Genomic DNA, 18,717 nt, shown 5'->3' on the forward strand with positions numbered 1-18,717 from the left:
GCCTCCAGCTTTCGCAGTAACTCGCGGCAAGATTCCAGCTTTGGTTTCCCGTTTGGTCCATACCACGACAGGGTTTCACATAGCGTATGCGCCAATTCCTTTTGACTCAATCGGGGAAACAACCGGATCACTTCCTTAATGTGTTCCAGTTCTTCCCTTGTAAAAATGCGTCCGTTCAAGAGAACTTCCTCAGGCCAATCTTCATGTATCGTCATAGTGTGGCTCCTTTTTAAAATTTCCCACACTATTGTCTCATATTTATTTTGTGGTGTCCAGTGCTATTTTGCGAAAAACTTTTTCTCCCCAACTCTTATAAACCTTGTCAGTTATAAATCTTTAGATTCATGCGTCAGCTCTGGTTTCCCACGAAACTTCTCATTAGCTTGAAACACTACCTCTGGAGCTATCTTTCCAATCCTGGCTTTTTCAGGAATCCCGAGGACATATATGTCAAACTCTTCCTGAATAGCCGCAGCAGTTTCTATTGTCTTTATTTCCCAAGTCGAAAGTAAATGTTGGTCTATAACTACCCACCATGCTAACAAAGCAAGGTAGGGTTTGATTTCCTGATAATTAACAAGAAGAGGTCCCAAGGCTGCTATAAGAATAGCTATTAAAATCCGCACACCACGTATAAATTTAGCAGTAGAGTATAATTGCCTTTGTGCAACCAACAAACGGATACTCTTTTCTTCATTCTGGCGAATAGCTATAGGTGACGGCATTCATTGTCCCCCTTGCGTTTTACTATCTAGCCCCATGAAGGAAACGGGTCTCCAACAATAGAGCGCCAAGTGGTTACAGCAGAATATGCATTTCCAACTTGTTCAGCAGTTATAGCCTCCCGGGCACGTTGTTCAGCATTGTATACTTTACTTTGGGCAAGACTTCTTTGATTATCTGTCAGATATGTATCCACCCGGTCGTAAGTATTAGTGGGATCATTGACGCCATCCCTGAGGAGGTACCATGAACTATCGAAGAATTGGAGCATTCCATGAGCATAACTGGTTGGTGCCGATGTGAAAATCCGGTCTGCCATGACCTCAATATGGAATCCTTTTAGAATGTTGCCATTATTACGGTTCCAAGCCTTAATCATTTTGACCATAGGTTTAAACATATTGTTGCACCGCCTATTGGCTTCAGTCATAATTTGCTGATGATTTTTAGGGTTGGTACGAATCCAAGTATCCCCTGGAGAATCAGGAATCCACCAGTCAACCCATTTACCATTATCAATTATTCCGAAGGCAGGAACAACATCTACAGTAAAGTCAGAGAAATACATACTGACAGCTTGACCATCCACCCTTATCCGAGTCGTTTTATATGCATCTACAAGGACTTCTTTTACTGCACTTAACAAAGCATATGGGCCTCGCTGATTTTTGTAATACTCGCCATATTTTCCCCAGTGCAATACCACCATTATATCTACGTCTTTAATCGGCCGACATGCTGTATCTCGTACATAGGATCCAATTAAGAAGTCATCTACAATTGTAAAAGCTTTTCCAACACAGCCACGTACATCTACATGCCGCCGCGATAAGGTTTGTGCTTGAAGTGGAGTTACTTCCAATCGGCTTTTGAAAACAGCAAATGCGTTATTTACAGTAGTTGCCATAATACACCTCCTCAGAGAGCAAAGCAATGACAAATGTTTTCTAGATCCCGGTTAGCAGATAATCGCTTATCATTCTAGGTCAAGGAACGGCAAACTAACCCACCTGCCGTCTCTTAGCCTCTATTTCCCGTTGCAAGCGGGCCAGAACTGTATCCACGCGGAGTTCGCTCTTTCTTACCTTCATGCTGTCCACCAGGCGGTTGGCTGCATTTAAGGCTGTCTGAGCCAGAATATACGGCACATACAGCTGGGCCTTGTCACCAACACCGGGCACATGGCATTCGAAGAGCAGATCTCCCTTAATCGGCTTGAGGACATCAGCCGGCAGGTCAGGCAGGTTTACGCGGTCCCGGTCCTGATATAGTGATTCTACCTCACGCAGAACCGGCAGATAGAGGGCTCCATCCCCGGCAAACCGTGCCCTTAACTCAAGCAGGCCGCGGGCAACCAGATAGTTCAGCATTTCATGGGCATGAGCCGCCCGTATATTACCGCGCTCAATTCTATTGGCGACAAGACAAGGCTCAAGTTCATCCCTGGCTATTCGCTCAAGCTGTTCCCGCAAGGGACCAATTTCAGCTTCAGACAGGGACTCCGCTTCAGCCAACTGAAGACCGTCGAGATCCGGCCATGACCGGACCAGCCGGACCTCTCTGCTACCGCCGGGACCGTGGCAGGCAACTGCATAACCCACCATTTCCACATCGTTCATACCGTGAACCAGGACAGAAATCCTATGAATACATGAGGGAAGATCAAACCCACTGAAATGTTCCAGAATGGCGTCGAAGAAAGGGTCGCCGTAGGAGGCAAAATGCACCCGGGATCCCCCGTCAGCCATACCTTCTTCATAAAGGTCCCGCGAAACGGTAAGGACTGTGCCGTTTGTTATATTTTCAAAGCCGTACAGGGTAAATGTTGGCTTAGCAGGTTCCTTTGACACGACACAACCCAAATCCTTGAGATACTTTGACCCGCTAATCGCCTCCCATATCGCCGCCAGGTTCACCGGCGCCGGAACGCTTGCCCGGGCCATGCGCATGTATATATCATATAGGTCCTTCGGGCTGATTTCCATGCTCTCTGTTTGTTTCCGCCGTATTTCAATCCGTTTCAGGGCGCTGGCCATCAGCTCTTCCTGGGTCAGCACCCCTTCAGCCAGTTTTTGAAACTCCTCCGGAGTCACAGGGAGAAGCGAAACCTGCTGGGTGCCGACAATCAGGCTTGCCTCAGCCAGGCGGTCCAGCAGGCGCCCGTATACGATCTCCTCGGCGCTGCCGAGATAGCAAAGGTTCTGGACAAAGATATCCTGGTGTTTTTGCCCGATGCGGTCAATACGTCCAATCCGCTGCTCGATTTTCATCGGGTTCCAGCCGAGGTCGAAATTGACCAGCAGGTCGGCTGTCTGCAGGTTCAGACCCTCGGCGGCGGCGTCGGTGCATACCAGCACGTCAATCTCTTCGCGCAGGAACCGCTCCTTGACCTCTTCACGGTCCACGTTGACCATTCGGCCCGTACCTTGGTCATAATACTCAGCCCCCCGGCCCGAGTAGGTGCCGATAAGCATGCGCGGGTCAGCCTGGCGCAGACGGTTGACAATGTCTGTGAGTGTATCGTAAAAACGGGTGAAGATGACAGTCTGCCGGATGCGGCCCGTTTGCCTGTACTTCCGCCTTTCGAGTGTTTGAAAGAGCTCCTGCATCTTTGATGAAGGCCCGGTGAGGTCGGCCATATCGCTGATCATATCCTTCAGGCGGTCCCTCTCCCATTTAAGGTCCTCCGGTGTACGGTTCTTCAGCAGGGATTCAACCGCCGGCAGGTCGTCCTCATCCTCGCCGTCATAAACCAGGTCTTCCAGGGATGAAGCTCCCGGTTCGGATTCATCCACCTCCATAAAAGATTGGTGCCGGAGTGTAGCTTCCACCTTGCGCAGGCGGTTCTGCAGCGTTTCGCGAAAGGCGTACAGGCTGGAGGCAAAGCGGAGCCGCAGGAAGCTCAGCAAAAAGCTTATCATTTGCCGGGCCTGGCTGTCTCCACGGGCGCGGATCTGCCTGGCCAGGCCCTGGCAGTAATCTTCCAACTGGTCGTAAATATGCTGTTCCAGCGGTGTAAACTTTATGGTGGGCATTCGTTGAATATGGCGACTGGCAAGGTTCTGCTGCAACTGCCCGTTATCACGGTAAATCTCCAAAAGCCTCCGGTTATGCCGCAACATCACCCTTGAAAGCGGGGATATACTGAAAATCAGGCGCAACATCAGTTCCCGGTCCCTGCCCGAGGGAATCCGCCCGTTTTCAAGCCATTGCTTTACAGCTGAACGGATGCGGCCGTCTATCACGCTTTCCTCAATAAAACGCCAGAGCATCGGGTCCTGCCCCCGGACTGCCTTCACAGCCCGCCGGAGGAAAGACCATTCATGTTCATCGGGATCTTGTCCGAACACCAGCTTACCCAGAACCTCATAGTACTGCTGCGTCAGCATCGGGTCAAACTGGAACGCGCCCACGCGGTTCGTCAGCGCCAGCAGGTCGTAAACTTCCACCGGATCGATCTGCATCGGCGTGGCGGTGGCCAGCCAGAGGCTTTTTGTCCGCTCTCTTAGGTGGTCGCGGATGGCTGTATAGAGATGTCCATACTCCGGGTTTGCCGAAATGCCGCTGCCCGGTTTTCGCCGCCTGGCGGCGTGTGCTTCATCCACCAGGGCAATATCAAACCCGGTTGCCTGCATTAGGGCCGGTAACCGCTCCCGGCGGGAGAGCAGGCCTGTTGACACGATGACCAAATCAGGATCATAAAGTGAGGCCGCCGGCCGGTTTTCCTCCAGCGGGAAAATATACTCGTGACAGGTTTCCGGCATGGTGCGGACCCGACCGAAAGAAAGCAGCATCTTAGAGGCCATCTGGCGGTGCCACTGCTTGGTCAGGCTGGCCGGCGCGGCAATGAGTATGCGCCTCACCAGGCCGGACAAGTACAGAGAACGGAATGCGAGCCCCGCCTCAATGGTCTTCCCGAGGCCCACTTCATCACACAGAAGGTAGGAGTACGGCCAGGTTTCCACCAGCCTGCGCACAACCACCGCCTGGTGCGGCCAAGGTTCCACAGGGGCGGTCTCCATGCCGACAAACCTTCCTCCGGGCATCTTCGGCGCGTCCCGCAGGACGGCGAACCGCAACCTCTCCAGCGCCGATGGCGGTTGAACCGCTCCGGGTACGGAAATGGTCCCGTCAATCTCCACCGGGCGGTCAACTCCTTCCGCAAACCGCACCAGGCGTCTCTGTACGGCCTCAGGCAAAGACATCACCGGCATGTGGGAAACCCGGCCCGCCCACAGGTATTCAAAGGATTCCACGGCCTCATCCACACGCCAGCGGTCGGTATCCCCCCACCAGTCACAGTGGACATCAATATTCTCAGCGTTTAAGACAAGGGCTGTTTTTGATTCGTTGAGCGTACCCGCCCCGTACAGGCGGTTGCCGAATTCGTCATGCAGGACAAACCACTTTTCATGCACGTAGCCGTCGTCCACAGCATCTATCGGCAGGGGATCGCCGGTCTCCCCGTGGACCCTGAAGGCCACCCTGACCTCCAGGTATCCCCGGGCCACCATCCAGGCCAGGAGCGTTACCCCGTTTTGTACGTTTTCCGGCCAGGATTCAGGCCGTTCAAGCTCACTGTTCAACTTTGCCGCCAGCCGCTCCCTGTCCCCGGCCAGAATGGCCTTCACGTCATCCGGCTCCAGGTCGGCGCCGACAATAAGGCGCATCTTGCCTTGCCTGCCGGCAAAGCTGGAGAAACCCTGAGAAGCGGCAGCCAGGGAGGAGGACCGGAAGTAACCGGCCACGCGGTCGTAACGCACTGAAAGCTGCAGGGCGGGAATATAGAAGTCCTTGAGAATATCCACCGGGCAGCCGTCTATAATGGTGGACGACGTCTTGTAAGAAAGGAGCCAGCGGCGGGACCGCAGGCCCCTATCTTCCGGTGATGCGCCGCTTATTTCCATGATTATATCCCCCTACCAGACAAACATATATAAACCGGACACGCCGGAGGTTTTTCAAAAAGCTCCGGATGCAAGACGCGGCAAGGCTTTGAGCGGAGGCGTACCGGGTGGTACGTTGGAGTGAAAAAGCCGCCGCCGCAACGCAGCAGGCGGACTTTTTCAACAGCCTCCTTATTTCAAGCCGAACATTATTGCCCCGGCCTCCTTGCGCAGCTTCTCATCGGACATTTCAGCAGCCCAAACGGAGAGCAAATCAAGAATCACCTGATCCCGGCCTTCCGCGTGCTGTGCCAGATATGCGCGGGCAACGGGCACGTCGCCTTCCCGGTATGCAAGGATAAGACCGTGGAGGATATCCCATTCCGTCTGGGGGCTGTCAATGGGTTTCTTGTGGCGCTCTTCCGGCAGTGCCAGGCGCAGCTTGGACCCGCGCCTAAGCAATGGCGCGTGGTAGCCTGTCTCCTCGGCGCTGACGCGATTGGTGCGCCTGCCCCGGCCTTCGTCGTTGATGCCGATCATTCGGCCGCTAACAGTATACCCGGCAGGCCTCCCCTCCAGGCTGATGTTGAGCGCACGGGATAGGTTCAGGGCCTGGTCGTAGGGTATGTCACCCAGGCCGAAAATGCCATAGAGCGTGAGGGCCATGGCCGCTTCGGGGTTCAGGTCGTCCACCTTCAACCGCCCCTGGGTAAGACGGGCGATCTGGTACTGAGCGACAACCGCGCTGGCCTCGTTCATGGCCCGGATGGGGCTTACCGGCTGGTCGCCGTCCAGAACCGGCCAGTGTTCGGAAAGCACGCGCAGCGCCCGGCCGTAACAGGCCACCATCTCATCAACGGCGTTCAGCTTCAGCTGCTCAAACTCCTTCAATCCCTCCCGCACGGCCTCCCGTATGCGCCGGGCCACCCCGGCGCCGCCGAAACCGGTCCAGGTGGCAGGCGTATTGTCGGATACCTTCCGCTTGCGGCAGGTGAGGAAGATGGAACTGGCTGCAGAAGCCATATTCTTTTGGTGAATTGATTCCCCTGCTTCGGATTCAACAGGCATCGAGGAAGTAATGGTCCAGCCGTTTTCAATAAGTGATCGCGTCAGCGCCTCCCATGCTTCCTGAGTCTTATGTGTGAACATAATTGTCATGATGCCTTCATTTTTGAGGACACGGCGGCATTCAGCAAAGATTTCGCCCATCAGGCGTTCGTATTCCCGGGCCGCCCCGGCGGCTGAACCGTCCCGTGCCGGATTGGCCACAGCCTCATCCGTCTTATTGGTAACCCGCCGTGTGAATATGCCGGGATAAAGGTCGTTAAGGGTGCGCCGCTGCCAGACGTAGAAGTAATCTGACAATTCCGCATACTGGACATTGTTGTAATAAGGTGGATCGATACATACGAGGTCTACAGAATGGTCGGATACGTCCATATGGGCTGCTGTACCGTATTGGATTTTTAGCGGAGGATCGGCTCCGCCGAGTTTTTCATGCAGCGGCGCCATCAACTCCGCCATCCCCTTATAGGCATCAAGGACCTGCGATAGCCCCCATGCCGCACCAGAATTGGGACCCGTAAAGATCATCTCTCCAAATGTCCATTTGAGGGAATAATCATGTCTGCCAAAGGTGTTAATCAAAACACCACGGCTGTAGTGCCATCTTGTTTGCTTACTGTTGTAATCAAGACCTTTATCTATTATAAACTGGAGATATGTAATCACAGCGCGGCCGCGCTCTTGCCCAAGTTCCTCAAGAATCCCGGGCTTGAGCCGGTTCAGTTCCTCCACCAGGGTAAGGTGCCCCAAAAGCTGTCGTGGGGTAAACATATCGCACCAGCGGGGCATCCCATAATAAACTGGACGCATATCATTGCCTTGTGGGAAGTTTTCGGTTGGAATAAGCCCTTGCCTTTCCCATTCGGGCCAGCGCTGCTGGAGGCGCTTTTCAGCCTCGGCCAGGGCCTCAAGGTCGCGGTGATTGGGTGGACGGAAAAAGCGGACCTTCCCGGTCTTGATCTCTCCCGCCCGCTGGCCGGTTTTATAACGCTCCGGCCTGCCATGCTTGTCCAGTTTGGGATGGTATCTAACGGCCACTACGCAGTACAGCCTGTCCTGCCATCTGCCGTGGGGCGACTCGCCCCGGGCCTGGGCCTTGATTTCATCGGCTGGGATGGCCTGGCGGCAATGGATACAAGTGCCTACGCCGTTGTCAACTGTGGCAAAGTTGGGATCATCACTATTCGGCCCCCGGCTGCCGGTGATCCGGTAGGTCTCAAACCAGGCCTTGCCGCCTTTTTTCCGGCCGTCCGTGACAATCCTGACGCCCCACTTCTCTCCCTCCTTTGACAGCCAGCAGGTGTTTAAGAGAGGAGCCTCCCCGCCGCAATGCGGGCAGGTGACCTGGCGACAATAAATTAACCCCATTTGATCATATTCAGGTCCGTCAAACTTAGAAATGACTTCCGGGCAGTTTGTACAATGTTTCCTGAGTTGTTCGAGTTCCTCCTTAGGGAGGGGAGAAAACGGTGTTACATCAGCCATCTGTTGCTTGACGTGTGAGACCAGACGGTTGCCCCATTCATTCAATTCGTCTAGAAGATCAAGTCCAAACCTTACCGGGTAATCAAGTGTAGCATAAAGGATCACAGCAGCAACAGGGTTTAGATCATTTGCAATAACTCTATGTCCCTGGCGCATAGCCTCAAACGGAATAGAACCGCCTCCGGCTGTGGGATCCAGCACTGTCAATGCTTCAGCCACTGAAGATGGGTCGTGAGCATAAGCACGACCATAGGCATAAAGATCTTCAGCGTCCCATTTAAGGACAGAACCCAATATGCTTTTCACACGTTCCGATTTGGCAAATTCAATCCGCTCGTTCACATGTGCAGGATCTGCAGCTACACGTCGGACTTGAATGCGGTCACCTTCTTTCGGCCGGGGCTTCGGCAGTGGCTGAGACTCCCGGCCCCAACGAACGGTTACGGGATGACTGGAAAGTCCCGGATCTGCATCAATAAGCTTCTGGATAATCTCACGGTTTTTATCCCGCCGTTCCTGTTCCTTTTCCATCGCCCGCAGGACCTTATCATCGACTGGCAACCACTCGGCCCCGGATTCATCTGTTATTACACGACCGAGAATCTGTCCGGTAAGCGTCCACGGCTCACCGTTTATAAGCGCCTGCACCTTTTCAATGCCTAACTGACGGAGGAACCAGTCGGGGTCCGCCCCCGCGGGCAGCAGCGATCCGAGGATGGCGGCCCGGCTCGGCGTCAACGGCCGCCGTGCCCACCAGACGTGGAGATAATAGAGCGGTGGAAGCGCCGAACTCGCGCCACGCTCCCGCTGTGTCTCCGCGCCCACCTGGTGGCAGGGAAAACCCGCTTCAATAAGCCGCACATCAGCTTTGGTGACTCTCATGACATATTTGCCCCTTTCTCTAACTACGCAACTTCTCAAGCATGCGCAGGACGGCCTTGTCTTCAGGCTGGCCGCCAAGCATTATGCGCATGCCGGCTAAAGCCCAGCGGTTGCCCTCCGCCCCGTACTGGGTTGTCCTCGTCAGCCAGTATGTAGCCTCTTCGCGGCTAAAGCGCTCCACGCGCCTGGCGATTAGTTCCACCCGGTCCATATCCTTCATTCGTTCCTGGAGTTTAAAGATAAGCGATAATTTAGCACCAGCCTCCTCATCGAGGGGCAGGTTCCCCCGGAACGTGATGCGGCCGTTATTGAAAAACCGGTGAAGTTCAAGCGGGATCCCGGCATCATCACACACCCTGCCGGTAATCGCCCGGATTACAGGCAAACAGCGGCGCAGGGGCAGCCCGTAAAGCAGTCCCTGTTCTTTCAAATACGGCCTGCCTGAAGGTTTACCGTTCGCCTTGGCGTCCCCGTTGGGTGAAAAGCGCTTCTTGACTATGAAAACGGGAGCCGGTTTCTCTTTATGATCGGTTATTCGCAGTACCCAGGGAGCATGTTCCGCAAAAGGACGAATGCGTTGTTGGAATTCATGCTCCAGGGTCCAACCTGCTGGTGACTTCTTGTTTGCCATTATCTACGCCTCACGTTTTCTTGTTTTTTAGCTCCCGGATTAGAATACAATTATCATCGGGGTTGACAATATCAAGATAGACCTCGGTACGTTCACCATTTTCTATAACACCGTCCAGCACCTCAAACAGCTCGCTTAGTAATTTCATCGATGCCGGAGTGACGTTATTTAATTGCAACCGGAGCGTTCCGCCCTGCGGCAGCTCAAGGTCAGCCAGGTCCAGGGTTTCAATGGTGGACTTGGCGCCTTTATTGTAGATGCTGCCCAGCCGCCGGAGCAGTGGCATAACCTTTTCAGCGCCTTCCCGTCCCGCCAGGCTGTAGCTTTGCCGGCGGCCGGTGATCCATCCCCGTTCGGCGGCCTGAGCCGGAGTAATAAGTATGTCGCCGGGCTGAGGGTTGTACAAGGCTGCAACGGCTCCGTGAATTAAATCGGGCTTTTCTTTTTGTTCCTGGTCCCCACGGATGGCATACAGGCGGCTTTCCCTGACGAGCGTCACTACAGCCTCATCCAAATCAGCGGCGGGGACCTCTCCATATTTCTCCGTCAGGCCTTCCGATACCTGCTGAACGGTAGCCGTACTGTTCTTAGTAACCGTATAAAGAACCCCTTCACGGACCTTAGTCGGTTCAACCTTACTACCTTCAGTCCACCCACGCTGTTTTGCGCCCTGGAGGGTAATAAGGCCGTAGCCGTTGTCACCCAGGTTAATCCCCATCGGGATCTCGTTTTCCTGATGATAAAATTCCCCTGGTTTTACATTTTCTTCAGAGCCCATGCGATAGACGCACCACACGCCCTTTTGCACGCCTATCCGGACAATCTGATCGAAGACCCCGGGGTTCTCCAGCACCGGCCAGCTGCGCACACAGCAGAAGTTATTGCGGAGTTTTTCCAGAATTATGCTGTCACTGTGATCGAAGAAAAGCTTACTCAGATTCAGCAGGTCTGATTGGGTTGTGTTTTGACTGGTAAGGATTTCGCCATCCTTTTTCAATATGTCGTAAATCAACTCGATAAAGGGCATTCCGCCCTCACCGCCGGCAGTCTTTATCTCTTTTCTCACTATGTGGCCGCCTGTTGAGGAGTAATAAAGGCCGGTGTATATGCTTGAAATTGTGGTGACCAGTGCCTGCTCGCGCTCAGCCCGGCGCTTCTTGAAGTCTGCATCTTCCAGGCGGCGGGGATTAACGCCGTAGCTCTGCGGCTTGTCTACCAGGACGCGCATAGCCTTAACCTGGCGGGCTATGCCGTCAATTCGCTGCCGGACTTCCTGCGCCTGGGTCTGGAAAAGCCCCTCCAGCTCATTTGTGCCTTTGACAGCAACGGTTTCCGGGACAAGTATGAATATTAGGTTCTGCTGCTCCCGGGGCTTGTTAACGCCCTTGGTGGTAACCATTGCCTGCACATCGATAGCCTCGGCGGTCAGCGAGACTATCCCGAGCACGGGCCTGCCCTTGCCGTCCGGTAAGTGCTCCGGTAAAGATACATCGTGTTCTATATGGAATAAGCCGGATCCCCCGGTTATGACTTTCCGTGCGGTTGCTTCAAGCAGCTCGTTGACCTGGTTTGTATTCAGGGTCTTGCGGATTCGGGCCAGTACGCTGTTGATGGTGGGCTCCTCGCTGGCAAAGTATTTCCCTTGTTCATAACGGAGGTAAAAGGCGGTTTCATTAATCTCTTCCAGGGCTGTACGCACCTGCGGCGGTGTGAGGCCCGGGAAAGACGCACAAAACAGCGCTTCAGACTCGGTGAGACCAAAGGCTTTGGAGTTTATCCCCTCTTCGCGGCCGACAAGGCTGTGCAAAAAGACAGTCTTCCAGGTGTATTCGTAGAGAGGATGACCTTCCGGGTGCGGGTTGCGCTGATCGGCCAGTTCTGCATTGCTGTAGCCGCCTTCCAAAGTGCCGGTATCAACACTGCCGATATCGGCGTTGAGGATAAACATCAGGTCGGAGCTGCCTGTACGGCCGAGGATTTCATTGACCACCCGGTCTGATCTCAGGTCTATGTGGCATGCATGGATCATCGGCACTGCCCGCCGGCTCTGCCATAGACTGCGGACAGCCAGGGAAAGGACTCGAAGCACACCGCGGGTACCCTGGAAGTTCTCGGCATTGGCAAGCTTATTGTTCAGGAAATTGACCAGCGTCGGGTGAAAGGGATAGGTGGCGGTCATCCGTCCCCTGAAGTTCTCACTGGAGGCCTCCTCCGGCAACAGGTTGGAGTTCCGGCGGTACATCCGCGTATATTCCTCGGCTGCCGCTCCGGCGGCGTCACGGTCTATAAAGGTAAACAACCGTTTTGCAAGCACGGATGAAATCTCGGCGGCCTGCACCGGCGTAATCTGCACGGCGTCGCGGGCCACCACGCTGGTAACGCCCTTCACAGCCCTTTCGCCTATACCCAGGGCGTCGTCTTCGGTCACTTCTTCACCGCGCACTTGGCTGATAAGCACTGCTAAACGTTCGGTTTGCTTGGCGAAAGCGTCTGTGGCGCTGGCAAGCGTAAGCACCACGGCAATCCCCGGGTTATTTCTGGCATACCCGTGGAGCGCCATCAAAAAGGCGGCCAACTGACTGGCGCCATCGGGCCGGGCGGCTTCAAGCCGAGCCGCGTACTGGGCCAGTTCGTCCAGCATTATTAAAGCCTTCCGGTTGGTGAATACCTTGTTGAAGTATGTCTTTCCGGGGGCGGCATGGGAGTTTGCGTCGTCTTCAACCTCCCGGTAAAGCGCCTCTCCGCCGATTTGCCAGGCAATCTCACCCCAGAGCGTATATGGTACCAAGTCATTACCTTTCGGCCTATGGACCGGTATTTCGTCGCCTGCAACGCCGACCACTGCAACAGATCCGGGGTCGGGAAGAAGCTTGGGTTCAAGGATATCCGGAATAATATCGAGAAGCTCTTTGCCCTTGTATGCGATATGCGTACAGGCGATCAACGTATGGGTTTTACCACCACCAAAAGCTGTCTCCAGCCTGTGTATGGCTGGAACAGTCATGTCGCCCGCGATCCGGCCGAAGACTTCCGCCAAGGTCAGACGAAGGCCCTGTGTGGGGTAGGTAGCCTCCCTGAAGAAGTTCTCGGCGCTGGTGTAAATGCTGTCAATGACACCTTTTCCGCTACGGTAATAGTCAATAATCGGGCCGAGTGACGCTGTAAAGACCTCGGGATTAAACGTACCGGCCAGAATTTCCGGTCGCGGCTTACATGTTTCCAGAACTGATTTCAAGCTTCATCCTCCTGTTCTTTGCTTCCAACAGCCAGCATGGGATTTTTCCACCCTGGTCCACACTTTGCTTGGTTGCAAGTATCTGTTAGTTAGAATTGAAAAGCCATTTCTGGCATCTGCGGACCGAGCTTTTATAATAGTTGGCCCTACCTTAGATTGGAATATTGTCCTTGTGATAGCGATACATATTAGCCGCTGTCTAATTTCTTACTTGCTGTTACAATTATTGCTTTTTCCAAAACCACTTTACCATCTGAATCAATTTTGAGCAAAACCCGGTCACCCTCCTCTATATCGAGAGTAGCCCTTATTTCTTTTGGCAACGTCATTTGGCCTTTTGGACCAATCTTTGGTGTATATATCTTGGTCAAGAAAATCACCTGCCAGGAAACATGGATTATGGGTAATATAACCATTTCGTCACAGTTTCACTAAGATCCTGCCCTGTAAGACGAAATCTCACATATATTTCCCTTAAACACACTTTTATGTATGTATCAAAGAGATATTCTATGGTTTTATTTAACCCCATACAAAAAAGGCGGGATTCAGTTTTTACCAATCCCGCCTTAAAGCTCGTTGACCTGATTAATTCCTCTTAATGAGCATGCGTTGCCGTGCGCCTTATAGTATTGAGACTTGCTATGTAGATAGCTGTCAAGTGATAGTAATACCCCCTGACGGTTCCTGCTTCGTCGTCGATTATGAATCGCTTTTTTCTGTAACATGTAACAAGGTAATATACAAACACATGCTGTTTGTGTTAGCCGCTTTTACGGGCGTGCTAGTGTCGTCACCGTATATTTGGTTGATACTACTTCCAATGAAATTAGCTGCCACTGCACCCACGAATACTAGCTTTTCTGAGGGCGGATAATAGTACCAGCGAACTTGCGTTCTTGTAACATAGGGAGGCCCTATACACCCAGAAATAGGATACATTTCCCGGCGGTACCAGGGTTTTGGTTTAATGCCATTAAGGCCGTTCGGCGCCCCACCGGGTCTTTTTTTGGAGCTTTTATGGGTGCTTCCCGGAAGGTGAATACTTCCGGGATTTTGTTGGCGTCTATATGTAGAGAATCAATCGGCCTCTACGCCTTGTCTTTTCTGACTTTTATTAGAACAATCTGGATTATACGAATCAACAAATTTACTTAAAGCCGAAATATCTGCTTTAAGGTGTGATAAGTTTGCCACATCCTGAAAGCCCTCTGTTTTCCTGGGCTTAGATTAAAATGGGTTAATGCTGTAAGCTATCATCGTTCTCTTAATCTTAGCAAGTAATCTCTTCCTACTTCTGCTCTTGGCCTTTGAGGGCCTAATTCTCTCAGGAAACGTGATGCTACAACACGACGATTTTGATCATGTCGAGCTGGTATTCTTAAACGCACAGCCTCAACCCCGGGAATTTCTACGCAAGAACTTAGTATTAAAGTCCCAGGGTAGATACCTGATTCATTCTTGCATCGAGTTATAGCTACGTAAAACAACCTCCTTTGTTCTTCTATTAATTGTTGGCGTTCCCCGTCTGTTAATTCAGGGTCATCTCTTGGTATTAGGCCTTCAATACAACCGCAAATGATAACCATTTTGGCACCCAAACCTTTTGATGCATGTAAACTCATAATTCTTACATGATTTACTTCCTCAGGGACGTTTGGCATCGAGATATTTTCTCTGGTTTCTTGGAATATGTGTAACAACCAATTAGATAGATCTTCATCGGGAAGAGGAGCACCAATAGTTTCAATGGCAGCCTCTAGAGCTTCCCTTAAACCAGCAAAGTTATCATTCCCTTCCGGCGCAAGATAGTTGACTATTCCCATCGCATCCTCATTCATTTGTTCATTTAAAGAACTTATATCATCAATAATCTGTCTATATACATTAATTATGTGATTGGTATTCCGAATCCTCAATTCTCCTGCTATTATCCTATCCAGCACGTCGCGAACGCTACAATCAATTTCCTGAGCTTTATTTAATAGACGCCGGTAGGCAGGTTGACGATAGTCTTGAGAGCCAACACCTAGAAGATACCTAAGTGAAACGCGATCATTTGGAACAGCAGCTAAGTTTAAAAGTGAATATGCCCTCCGGGCTTCCTTGGAATCAAGAGCCTGTTCCCTAAAGTAAGAACGAACTTCAATTCCAGCCTGCAACAATAGGTCTCTAATTCTATATCCTATTCTACGCCTTGGAGTTAATATTAAAATGTCTCCAGGTTGGATGTTATCATTGTTTAAATAATGGGTGACTAATTCTGAAAGACCCCAAACTTCTTCATCCAACGTGTTCCATTGAAGTACATGAACATTTCCTTGATCATTGCCATTTGTTGGTGCAAGGTTACCTAAAGTCCTATTATGGTTATTATTTATTAGCGTTGATGCCATTTGAACGACTAAAGCAGGGCAACGTCTACATTCATTAAAGGTTATTGACTCACAATTATCATGTTCATTAGGAAATTCCCTTATCCCTTCGGGGTGGGCGTGCTTAAATGAATAAATTGACTGATCATCGTCCCCAATAATAGTCAATGTTCCATTTCCAGCCAATAAGCGCACTAGAACTTGCTCTGCTTTGTTTAAATCCTGGTATTCATCTACTAAGACGTGGTCAAAGAGGTTACGTTCAGGGCATAATGGGTTTTCACGGAGGTAACTTAAAGTAACTGGTATAATTTCTCCTATTAGCATAGCTTTATGTATAACTAGCCAACTAACAAGATTTCTTTCGAATAACTGATCAATTTCTTCAAGTGCAAATCCTGGTTCGTCAAATTGTAATCTTGCCCAAGCTGCCTCAAAGGCCTTAACTCTTTTCTCCTTTTCCCGGGCATTACCAAAATCAGGATTTGATAAATCATACAGCAAGGGTTTAATCTCATGAACAAGTAATGGACGAGGCTGCCTTCCTGTTGCTTCAAAGATTTCCCTGCGGTTTAGGATTCCGTAGCATAAACTATGTAAAGTTTTTGCAACCACTCTATCGACGCCATCAACATCTAACGATCCTATTTCAGCTCGTAGGTCAGCGGCTGCTGTCCTAGTAAAAGTGACCGCCAGGATTCGTCTAGGGTCTGCACCTTCTTCAAGTAATCTAGCTACACGCCTTCTCAAAGCAAAAGATTTACCTGTTCCTGGCCCAGCAACTGCTCTAAGATTGGTTGATTGGGATGAAGCGAATTCGTAGGCAGGTACACCTGGCTCAAGGTTCGTATCCCAAGGCACTGTTTTTCCTCCCTTCGTAATAGGATTCGCAAGGGTGTGGCTTTGTCCCAATAATCCTACTATTAAAGACAGAAGTTAATACTTTTGTTAATTCTACCTTAATGACACAATAATTTGGGAATTAATTAAATTCCGGATACAATACGTAGAACGGCCCCCTTCCAGTTTTGTTATGTTCACTGTACTGTAATTTAAGCAACCTGCTTGGCTCCTGGTGAAATAGGTATGCAACGGTGGCACAAACAATTGAATCCAATGCACCATCACTAATCTCTGATATGTCACCATTTATGTTGAAGAGTTTTATCCAACGTTCCCAAAGGGTTCGCCGGTATATTTCACCATCATCTTTCTTGTAGTTTTGCACAACTTCTGGAATATCAGGATTAGCAAAATGTAGGCAAGATCTAGGGTGGGTCTCAATGATAGTTCCGACACACGGTGACAGCGCCTCAGCTAATTGTCTACCCCTTATAGGTACAGCCATCATGGAATTCTGTGAGGCCACCCAGACTTTAAATTTAGGAGGTAGCAGTCCTCTCAATTGTAAATCGGACGACCGAAAACCGTTTTCATCATTAATTGAACTAGTGAGTTGAGCATCAATTGCAACGGCAACCACATTGTTTTGTTCTGCATATCGCACTATGTCAGCCAAGGACTGTTTTTTTGGCGGGAAGGATATATTAAGACCATTTGCCATTGGGCAGACTCCGCCAACCCAAGTGTTTGTTGCACCTGCAATATCGACACCAAGATAAATAGTATCCATTTGTAGCATTTGCCCCCTACAGGCTCAGGCAATTTTGCAAATAAGCCCCAATTTACAAACTTCTCCATTAACGACGACATACCTCCTCATAGATAATAATTTACTCGAGGATTGTCATCAGCGAAAAAGCAGTCAACGGGAATATTCATAAAAAAGCCCCTGACCTTTGTGCAAGGGCAGAGGGCTATTATATTATATTATTTTATGTTCTGTTTATACTGCATCATCTTCAGCCTTATTAAGCGACGATAATTGGATGTTTAACGATTCATAGAAATCATCCATGCAAGGTGGTTCCTCGAAATTTATATCGCCGGGGCAAGACGGTTCAAGTGTAGCCCCTTTGTAGAGTCCAGGAAACTTGATAATATTAGTAGGTGAATCAGCATTTTTGTTACCAGATCGGGAGTTAGTATACCAATGAGCCACAACTCCCTGTATTAAGCAACTTTTATTAGTACATCCAGTATTATCCGAATTTGTTTTGCCAGTACCTTTGTCGTCGATTATAATAGGAGATTTTACGTGTGAGAAGTCCTGGATATCTTCTGCCGATTGATTTTGGTTGCCTTCCTGCTGAAAACTCAGATTTGCTATTTCCGGGTTACCAGGATACTCTAACAAAAGTGGTTCTAAAAATGCCTCACCATTTGGAATATTTTCTGGTAATGGCCTATTGTCCCAATTAAAACCAGCTTTTTTACGGGTTTTCCTACTATTAGTACATTCAGACCCTCTCACTGGTGGTAAGCTATATCGCGCATTTCGGGTACAGCCGATTCGTTTAAGCTTGTTTTGCTTAACCCATTTAGCGAACATTATTTTAAGGTAACTTTCGCTTACTTTATCGGGGAGAACAGATTCTAATTCTTTTTTTGTGAATTGCCTACCGTCGCCAAAATTCTTTTTGATAGTGTCCCAAACTAAAGAACGTAAATTATCCCCCATATGTGGTTCCAAGTCGATATTCATTACTACGCGGTCACCTAAATCAGTTTCTTCATTTTCAAGAGTGAAGGCAAACTCATCGAATGGTTGGAACCAAGTAGCTAGCGAACGGATAACGTGTAATTGTTTTCCTGAATGTGTTTCTTCTTTCCTTACACCAATCGCATTTCCTATAAGACGTAGTAATACCCCTGCGCCCACAATATCATTTTGACTCATTTCTAAGTTTTCTTCATGTTTCTTAGGTTTTCTTAAATGGTGGATTATAGCAAGAGCAATGTTTGTTCTAGCAGCTAATTTATGAAGATATGATATGATTTCACGCATTTCGTTATTGTTATTTTCGTCGGCACTATGGAAACTAGTTAAGCTATCAATAAAGACAACATCAGGCTTTATTTGAGAAATTAAACCATTGAGAAAAGTCTGCCCTTCTTGATTTGCTAGATTGAGATCTATATCTTTCATTCTTAAGTCTTCATTTGCAACAATATCTACCATTTGTTCGTTATATTCCCATCCAGTTAAACGGAAACGATAATCTAGCAGATCTATCCCTATATCTCCTTCGATAAAAAGCACTTTTTGTGGACAATCTATATTGGCAAAGCCGCCTAATATTTCTCCACCAAGGCTTAAATCACAAGTTAGTTTTTGAATAAACCATGTGTGTTTGTCAATCAAAAAGTTTACCACTGTGATCACGTAAAAGTTTACCACCCATAAAAAGGGGATCAGCTCATTTGGAATGGTAATTATGGAATATTATTACTGGCGGTCTTTTAGCAATATTATTTTTGTCTCTACCGTCGCAGGGGTTGTGGGTATGTGAATAACGCAGAGCGTTATTCAAG

General features: G+C 49.9%; 11 protein-coding genes. All 11 read right to left on the reverse strand.

Going from position 1 to position 18,717, the window contains the following annotated elements; genetic code table 11:
- Window positions 1-215 (reverse strand): hypothetical protein (locus Pmgp_RS16990; RefSeq protein WP_205078084.1); only part of this gene is annotated, 215 nt, incomplete at its 3' end.
- Window positions 216-326: 111 nt separating this feature from the next.
- Window positions 327-725, reverse strand: coding sequence for an S-4TM family putative pore-forming effector (locus tag Pmgp_RS16995; protein ID WP_134215517.1), 399 nt, complete (start codon window positions 723-725; stop codon window positions 327-329).
- A 26-nt stretch (window positions 726-751) separates the two neighbouring features.
- Window positions 752-1,630 (reverse strand): CBASS oligonucleotide cyclase, encoded by an 879-nt coding sequence (locus Pmgp_RS17000; protein ID WP_134215519.1) that lies wholly within the window; start codon window positions 1,628-1,630, stop codon window positions 752-754.
- A gap of 94 nt (window positions 1,631-1,724) precedes the next feature.
- Window positions 1,725-5,630, reverse strand: a complete 3,906-nt coding sequence (locus tag Pmgp_RS17005) for a helicase-related protein (protein ID WP_134215521.1) — start codon at window positions 5,628-5,630, stop codon at window positions 1,725-1,727.
- Between the two features lie 171 nt (window positions 5,631-5,801).
- Window positions 5,802-9,041 (reverse strand): DUF1156 domain-containing protein, encoded by a 3,240-nt coding sequence (locus Pmgp_RS17010; RefSeq protein WP_134215523.1) that lies wholly within the window; start codon window positions 9,039-9,041, stop codon window positions 5,802-5,804.
- 19 nt (window positions 9,042-9,060) lie between these two features.
- Window positions 9,061-9,672 (reverse strand): DUF7680 family protein, encoded by a 612-nt coding sequence (locus tag Pmgp_RS17015; RefSeq protein WP_134215525.1) that lies wholly within the window; start codon window positions 9,670-9,672, stop codon window positions 9,061-9,063.
- A gap of 10 nt (window positions 9,673-9,682) precedes the next feature.
- Complete coding sequence (locus Pmgp_RS17020; protein ID WP_134215527.1) at window positions 9,683-12,907, reverse strand: ATP-binding protein; 3,225 nt, start codon at window positions 12,905-12,907, stop codon at window positions 9,683-9,685.
- 188 nt (window positions 12,908-13,095) lie between these two features.
- On the reverse strand, window positions 13,096-13,278 hold the full coding sequence (locus tag Pmgp_RS17025) for an AbrB/MazE/SpoVT family DNA-binding domain-containing protein (RefSeq protein WP_192902992.1): 183 nt from the start codon (window positions 13,276-13,278) through the stop codon (window positions 13,096-13,098).
- Between the two features lie 885 nt (window positions 13,279-14,163).
- Window positions 14,164-16,143, reverse strand: coding sequence for an ATP-dependent helicase (locus tag Pmgp_RS17030; protein WP_134215531.1), 1,980 nt, complete (start codon window positions 16,141-16,143; stop codon window positions 14,164-14,166).
- Between the two features lie 121 nt (window positions 16,144-16,264).
- On the reverse strand, window positions 16,265-16,915 hold the full coding sequence (locus tag Pmgp_RS17035) for a DUF429 domain-containing protein (RefSeq protein ID WP_192902993.1): 651 nt from the start codon (window positions 16,913-16,915) through the stop codon (window positions 16,265-16,267).
- A gap of 213 nt (window positions 16,916-17,128) precedes the next feature.
- Window positions 17,129-18,568, reverse strand: a complete 1,440-nt coding sequence (locus Pmgp_RS17040) for an AAA family ATPase (protein ID WP_192902994.1) — start codon at window positions 18,566-18,568, stop codon at window positions 17,129-17,131.
- Window positions 18,569-18,717 lie beyond the last annotated feature (149 nt).

Origin of the sequence: Pelotomaculum propionicicum (assembly GCF_004369225.1) — a bacterium.
GTDB classification, from domain to species: domain Bacteria; phylum Bacillota; class Desulfotomaculia; order Desulfotomaculales; family Pelotomaculaceae; genus Pelotomaculum_B; species Pelotomaculum_B propionicicum.

Coding starts and splice junctions, on each gene's coding strand:
- Pmgp_RS16995 (WP_134215517.1), bottom strand. CDS start 725: ATGCCGTCACCTATAGCTATTCGCCAGAATGAAGAAAAGAGTATCCGT.
- Pmgp_RS17000 (WP_134215519.1), bottom strand. CDS start 1,630: ATGGCAACTACTGTAAATAACGCATTTGCTGTTTTCAAAAGCCGATTG.
- Pmgp_RS17035 (WP_192902993.1), bottom strand. CDS start 16,915: ATGGATACTATTTATCTTGGTGTCGATATTGCAGGTGCAACAAACACT.
- Pmgp_RS17015 (WP_134215525.1), bottom strand. CDS start 9,672: ATGGCAAACAAGAAGTCACCAGCAGGTTGGACCCTGGAGCATGAATTC.
- Pmgp_RS17005 (WP_134215521.1), bottom strand. CDS start 5,630: ATGGAAATAAGCGGCGCATCACCGGAAGATAGGGGCCTGCGGTCCCGC.
- Pmgp_RS17010 (WP_134215523.1), bottom strand. CDS start 9,041: ATGAGAGTCACCAAAGCTGATGTGCGGCTTATTGAAGCGGGTTTTCCC.